The sequence below is a fragment of the Blastocatellia bacterium genome, from assembly GCA_035573895.1.
In the GTDB taxonomy this organism is placed as follows: domain Bacteria; phylum Acidobacteriota; class Blastocatellia; order HR10; family HR10; genus DATLZR01.
Map to the genome: position 1 here is coordinate 1 of DATLZR010000088.1, position 6,801 is coordinate 6,801.

General features: G+C 58.8%; 5 protein-coding genes. All 5 read right to left on the minus strand.

All coding sequences use genetic code 11. The features are described 5' to 3' along the window. Positions 1–115 precede the first annotated feature (115 nt). Complete coding sequence (locus tag VNM72_08730; GenBank protein HXF05487.1) at positions 116–781, minus strand: methyltransferase domain-containing protein; 666 nt, start codon at positions 779–781, stop codon at positions 116–118. A 100-nt stretch (positions 782–881) separates the two neighbouring features. Further along, positions 882–1,565: a cytochrome c gene (locus tag VNM72_08735; protein HXF05488.1), complete on the minus strand. Its 684-nt coding sequence runs from the start codon at positions 1,563–1,565 to the stop codon at positions 882–884. Between the two features lie 45 nt (positions 1,566–1,610). Continuing rightward, positions 1,611–4,802 (minus strand): CusA/CzcA family heavy metal efflux RND transporter, encoded by a 3,192-nt coding sequence (locus VNM72_08740; protein ID HXF05489.1) that lies wholly within the window; start codon positions 4,800–4,802, stop codon positions 1,611–1,613. A gap of 106 nt (positions 4,803–4,908) precedes the next feature. Further along, positions 4,909–5,241, minus strand: coding sequence for a hypothetical protein (locus VNM72_08745; GenBank protein HXF05490.1), 333 nt, complete (start codon positions 5,239–5,241; stop codon positions 4,909–4,911). Positions 5,242–5,454: 213 nt separating this feature from the next. Then, positions 5,455–6,801 (minus strand): efflux RND transporter periplasmic adaptor subunit (locus tag VNM72_08750; GenBank protein HXF05491.1); only part of this gene is annotated, 1,347 nt, incomplete at its 5' end.

Genomic DNA, 6,801 nt, shown 5'->3' on the forward strand with positions numbered 1-6,801 from the left:
CCGCCACTATAAAGATGCGCGTGATGGCCCGACCTATGGATGTCCGAAAGACCTCACGACCTGGCCGCCTCATGGTCCTCAGCTTCCCATTCCCGTTAACTGCTCGCTTCCGAGTTCATCGGGGAGAGAACACTAGGAACACCTGGTTCGGAAGGAATGTGAGTTCTTGCTGAAGCGGATAGCCAGCTTGCTCCAACTCCCGCAGGATGACTTCTCGCGGCGTCCAGTGGCCTATCAGTCTCGTGAACCATCCTTCGCCGTTAAAGTCGATGATGGCAACCCGCCCGCCTGGACGGAGATACTTGCCAGCGTTCTGAAAGTACGCCACACGGTCTCCCAGGTGGTGGTAGGTGATACAGCTAAAGATCAGATCGACGCCGGACTGCGGTAACAAGGGGTCTTGAGGCTTGGCCAGAATCACTTCGATGTTGCTATCCCCTTCTTCACGAGCACGTGCTGCGACATAGGCATTCATATCCCCATCGATATCGATGGCGTACACCTTCCCGCTTGGCCCGACCGCCTTAGCCAGGAGAAACGTGAAATACCCGCTCCCGGAGCCTAGGTCTGCGACCGAGTCTCCCGGTCGAATATTGAGGGCTTGGATGACCTCCTCCCGATGTTGCCACGCATCTCGACCGAATCCTTCATAGGCCCATCGTTTGAGAGTTGTGCATCCTGCACAGGCCGTGATGACGAAGATGAGGACTATGTGCAGCAGCTTGCGGTTTATCCCATAACCTGCCGTCCATTGTGGAAATGGTAATTGTTGGTCGTGCATCGCGTACCTTCCTGTCTGGTTGTTTCTCTTCAGACAATGCCAGCGCGTTGCCTTAGCTGTGACTTCTAACGCCCAGGACCTCCTACGTTCAGACCATAAGTCAGCGAGAAGCGAACTCCAAATACGCAGCAATGTCTTTGGCCTCCTGATCAGTGATCTCCCTCCGCCCCATTGCGATCATGTTCTGCCGCATTCGCTCCACCACGAGTTGCCACTCTGAGGCCGTATGTTGCTTTGGGTCAGGGAGGCCATGGCATTGCGCGCAGGTCTGGAGAAACAGAGCGGCGCCTGGTGAATCCGGTGCGGGAATCGTACCCGGAGCCAACGCGTGCATGGCGTGGGTCTTCAGATATTGCAGTAACGCTTCCTCATCCTGCGGTGTCGGGGCTTTCACCCGCATCATCATGCCGCGCATGCCGGCCATCATCCGCTCCCGAGCGAGCATGCGGCCGGCCACGCGAGGCCAGTCTTCCGCTGTATGCATGCGCGGACTGGGAAGACTGTGACATTGCGTGCAGTAGGTGTTCAGGGCTTTCGCACCTTGGCTTTCCGGGTCCGGAAGATCTTGGGCCTTGATGCCCGGCGGCAACAGCCCGCCCATCATCTGTTGCATCATCTCCTTCATGTGCCCCTGGTTCATCATGCCCTGATCTTTCTTGTCGTCCATGCCCATCATCCCCATCATGGGCATCATGCAGGAGACAAACGAACCCAGCACAAACAAACCCGCACCACCGAGGACCAAAAGAATCACTCTCAAGAATCGCCTGGGTTGCTGCTTCATGATGCGTCCTGCAAAGGCCCCAGGAAGAGCCGGATCCATCGCTCGTTATCGGGGCGCCTTGATCGAGGTGCTTTCCTGCTCCTCCAGTGCCAAGCCGGCATTCGTCAGTAGCGGCCGCTCACTAGGCGGAACAGAGCGGCTCCGCCACAACGCGTAAACCGCGGGGATGACGAGTAGTGTCAGGATCGTGGAGGAGATCATCCCGCCGATCATCGGAGCCGCAATCCGTTTCATGACATCGGCGCCGGTCCCATGGCTCCACATGATCGGCAGGAGGCCGATGAGGATGGCGGAGGCGGTCATCATCTTCGGTCTCACTCGCTGGACCGCTCCCTCGATGATGGCCTCTCGAAGGTCGCTCATCGAGCGAAGATGGCCCTCCCGCTGCCAACGCTCGTAGGCCTCGTCCAGAAAGATGATCATCACCACGCCGGTCTCCGCCGCGACCCCGGCCAAGGCGATCAACCCGACCCAGACCGCTACGCTGAGGTGGTATTGCAGATAGCTCAGATACCAGATTGCTCCGATCAGGGAGAACGGCACTGACAGGAGCACGATCAGGCTTCGCGCCACCGATCGAAAATTTAGGTAGAGCAATACGAAAATCAGAAAGATCGTCAGCGGCACCACGACTTTCAGCCGAGCCTTGGCCCGTTCGAGATACTGGAACTGCCCGCCCCAGGCGAGCGAATATCCCGCCGGCAATGCCACCCGTTCGCGGATGAGTCGCTGCGCTTCCTCCACATAGCCACCCAAATCTCGGCCTGTCACATCGACGAACACAATGCCGGCCAGGGAGCCGTTTTCATCCCGAACCGCGGGAGGGCCGGTGATCATCGTGATCCGAGCCAGTTGGCCCAAAGGAATCTGAGCGCCATTGCGGGCTTGCACGAGCACGCGCCGCAGGGATTCAGGATTTTCCCGTAGTTCCCGCAGATAGCGCACGTTCACGGGATACCGTTCGCGGCCTTCGACCGTCTGCGTGATGTTCTTGCCTCCAATCGCCGTTTCGATGACATCTTCGACATCCTCTACTGTCAACCCATAGCGGGCTGCCTCCTCGCGATTGACGTGAAAGTCCAAGTAGTAGCCGCCGGTGACGCGCTCCGCATAGGCGCTGCGAGTCCCGAGAACGCCCTGCAGCAGCCCTTCGATTTCCAGGCCGATTCGCTCGATTTCACCGAGGTCCTGCCCAAGGACTTTGATGCCGAGATTGCTCCGGATCCCGGTAGCGAGCATCTCCGTCCGGGTCTGGATGGGCATCCACCAGATGTTGGGCATCCCAGGGAATTTGACGATCTTGTCCATCTCCGCAATCAGCGAGTCCCACGTCATGCCTGGCCGCCACTGCTCCTCCGGCTTGAGGGTCACCACGGTCTCGGCCATGCTCAAATGCGCCGGATCGGTCGGCGTCCTCGAGCGGCCGATTTTACCGAAGACATGCTCTACCTCCGGAAATTCCTTGAGCAACTGGTCTTGTCGCTGCAGCAACATGCCCGCCTGAGTCACCGAAATCCCTGGCAAGGCGGTCGGCATATAGAGAATGGTCCCTTCGTTGAGCGGTGGCATGAATTCGGATCCAAGCTTCCCATACAACGGTACGGAAGCCGCCACGGCCAGGATCGCGAGAACAACGACCAACCAGCGCGCACGCAAGGCGCCGGCCACCAGCGGCCGGTAGAGCCAAATCAGTATGCGGTTGATCGGATTCCTCTCCTCCGGTGCGATCCTTCCGCGGATCAGCCACACCATGAAGAGCGGTGCAAGGGTGATCGACACCAGCGCCGCGAACAACATCGCCGCGCTTTTCGTGAAGGCAAGCGGCCGGAAGAGGCGTCCCTCCTGAGCTTCCAGTGTGAAGACCGGCAGGAAGGAGATCGTGATGATGAGCAACGAAAAGAAGAGCGGCTTCCCGACCTCTTGGGCGGCGCGGATAATCACGCCGGTCCGAGAGCCGGATTGTCCGGCTCGGTCCCACTGTTCCAAACGCTTGTGGGCGTTCTCGATCATCACGATGACCGCATCCACCATGGCCCCGATAGCGATGGCGATGCCGGCCAGCGACATGATGTTCGAGCTGATCCCCAAATAGTACATGGCGAGAAACGAGAGCAGGATCGCGACCGGCAACGGCAGGATGGCGACGAGCGCAGAGCGAAGATGAAACAGAAACACCAGGCTGATGGCGCTCACCACGAGGCTGATCTCGATCAGCTTTTCCTTCAGGGTGGCAATGGCCCGGAGAATCAGTTCGGAGCGGTCGTACACCGGGATGATCTGAATCCCCTTCGGGACGGACGGGGCGATCTCCTTGAGCTTGGCCTTCACACGGTCGATCACCGCGAGCGCGTTCTCACCGTAGCGCATGACCACGATGCCACCCACCGTCTCCCCTTGGCCATCCAGCTCGGCGATGCCGCGACGCATATCGGGACCGACGGTCACATAGGCCACGTCTTGCACCATGATCGGGGTGCCCTGCCGGTCGGTCCCCAGCGGAACATGGCGGATGTCGTCCAGGGACCGGATATAGCCCCTCCCCCGCACCATATATTCCCGCTCGCTCGCTTCGATCACGCGCCCGCCGACGTCGTTGTTGCTGCGCCGGATGGCCTCGATGATTGTCTTGAGCGGGATGTGATAGCCCAAGAGCTTATTGGGATCGACCTGCACCTGATACTGCTTCACGAATCCGCCGATCGACGCCACCTCGGCCACTCCAGGCACGCTCTGGAGCCAGTAGCGCAGGTACCAATCCTGAAAACTTCGCAGCTCGGCGAGATCATGCTGGCCGGACTTATCCACCAGCGCGTATTGAAAGACCCAGCCGACCCCGGTCGCATCGGGACCCAAGGTAGGCGAGACGCCTTCGGGCAACTTTCCGGTCACACCCTGCATATATTCGACCACCCTGCTGCGGGCCCAGTACATGTCCGTTCCATCCTGGAAAATGACGTAGACAAATGACAGTCCCAGGAAGGACTGCCCGCGGACGGACTTGATCCTTGGCGCGCCCAGCATGGATGTGACAATGGGATAGGTGATCTGATCTTCGACCAGATCGGGGCTGCGGCCAGGCCATTCGGTAAACACAATCACCTGTACATCCGAGAGATCGGGGATGGCATCCAGCGGAGTGTGAGAGACCGCCCAAAGCCCCCACGCCATCAGAAAGAGCGTTGCCAGGAAAACCAAGAACGTATTCCGGGCGCTCCACTCAATGACACGGTTGATCATCCCGTCTTCCTTTGACCATCCTCAACAGCTATCTAATTTTCCCAATCCTTATGGTCGTCACCGAGAACACGAAATAGCCATGAAGCTCGACGCTCCTCTTGAGCGATCAGGATCGACTCATCTCTCGATGCGATGCGGCCAGGTTCTCCGCTTGTGTCGCTGCGTTCGTATACATAACTGCGAGATTGTTGCACTCCTGAACAAAATCAAACTTGGGCGGGTGGGTCATCAGCTTGCGTCCTCGTTCCCGATCCTTTCGGTATTCCTCGATCATGACTTCCATGTCCTTTGCTTTTTGCCGGAGGTTCGCTGCCTCCTTCTCATACCAGACAGCCAGAGCCGCATGATCATTCTTCGCCACCAACTCTTGAGGAGGAGGAGCGACGATCGTGCACCCCACCACGCCAACCATGATCAGCAAAACCAGTAACGTTTTCATCAGTCACCTTCCCCTGTTCATCAAGAACAGCGTAAGAGGTTGCGCCCATACTTGATCCCATGTGAGGTCATTGCTACACTTCTCCCGGTTCCCATCCTCCAGACCCTGGCGCCAATCTGGTCTCTCGCAGTGATTATTCTTCGCCCTGCTGCCAGCTCATGATCTGCGCTTGTTCTTCATGTCGGGCGGGCGGCTCCTGCAGTTCCTTCTTGTCTACATCCCCGACATGCCGGACATCCCACCGCCGCCGGCCGTCACCGAAAATGTTTCTTTAATCTCAGGTTGGCCAACGCGTTGAACAGTCACAGTAAGGTCCCATTGGCCAGCCATGCCGAGGTTCGCTTGGGTCTCGTACACGCCATCTTTCCCGAGCGCCATGGGAATGGTGGCCGGTATCATGCCCGGCATCGGCATGGTGTAGGTGAGCAGCACCTTCGCAGTGGATACCAGTTTTCCGCCCTCGTCTGTCAGTTTCAGCCGGATCTGGTTCTCTCCGCTCCGCGGCGGCGCGGGCTCTGTCGAGAGCACCAGCGTGAGCCCGCCGGTCTTCTTTTCCAGTTTGGCCCCGGCAGCGGGCTTGGCCTCTTGCGCCGTTGGTGTCCCCATCTCCATGCCACCCATCTCCATCTTGCCCATCTGGGCCTGCTCCATCCTGATGCCGCCCATGCCCAAGGCGCCCATCATGTTCGTGGCGGCCATCAGCTTGCTTTCCGAGTCAATGAGGAAATTACCCGAGGTCACCACGCGGTCTCCCTCTGCGACCCCTTCGCGGACTTCATAATAGGACCCGATCTTCGGGCCGAGCTTGACTGTGCGCGGCTCAAACAGTCCTTCTCCCCGGACAACAAAGACGAGGGTCCGCGTGCCGGAATCAAGCACGGCCTGCTCCGGGATCGCTACTTTGCTGCCCCGATTCACGTTGATGAGGACATCCCCATACATGTCCGGCTTGATCCGGATGTCCGGGTTCGGCAGGTCCAGACGCACCTTGACGGTCCTCGCCTCCTTGTTCAGGTAGGGATAGATGTACGAGACCCGGCCGTGAAACTGTTCCCCAGGATAGGAGGCGAACGCCACGGTGGCTGGCTGTCCCATCTGCACAAACGGCACCTCATACTCGTAAATTTCGGCATTGATCCAGACCGTGGAGAGGTCTGCGATGGTGTACAAGGCCATCTCCGGCTGCACAAACATGCCCTTGAACACTTTCTTGTCGATCACGTAGCCTCGGATCGGTGAATGGATGGTCACATAGGTTTGCGCCTTGCCCCGTCTGGCCAGTTCGCTGATCTGGTCGTCGGTGAGGGTCCACAGCCGCAGGCGATCGTGCGCAGCCTCCACCATCTGGTCCGCCTGCTGTCGCACTTCGGGAATCGGGCTGTCTTTCACCTTGTCTCGTGCTCTCAGCGCGAGCAGGTACTCGTCCTGAGTGGCCACCAAATCGGGGCTGTACAACGTGAACAACGGTTGGCCTTTCCGGACCACCTGCCCTGTGTAATCGACAAACAGCTCCTCGACCCACCCCGAGATCCGCAGATTGACGTAGGCGATGCGTTGCTC

Coding starts and splice junctions, on each gene's coding strand:
- VNM72_08730 (HXF05487.1), bottom strand. CDS start 781: ATGCACGACCAACAATTACCATTTCCACAATGGACGGCAGGTTATGGG.
- VNM72_08735 (HXF05488.1), bottom strand. CDS start 1,565: ATGAAGCAGCAACCCAGGCGATTCTTGAGAGTGATTCTTTTGGTCCTC.
- VNM72_08740 (HXF05489.1), bottom strand. CDS start 4,802: ATGATCAACCGTGTCATTGAGTGGAGCGCCCGGAATACGTTCTTGGTT.
- VNM72_08745 (HXF05490.1), bottom strand. CDS start 5,241: ATGAAAACGTTACTGGTTTTGCTGATCATGGTTGGCGTGGTGGGGTGC.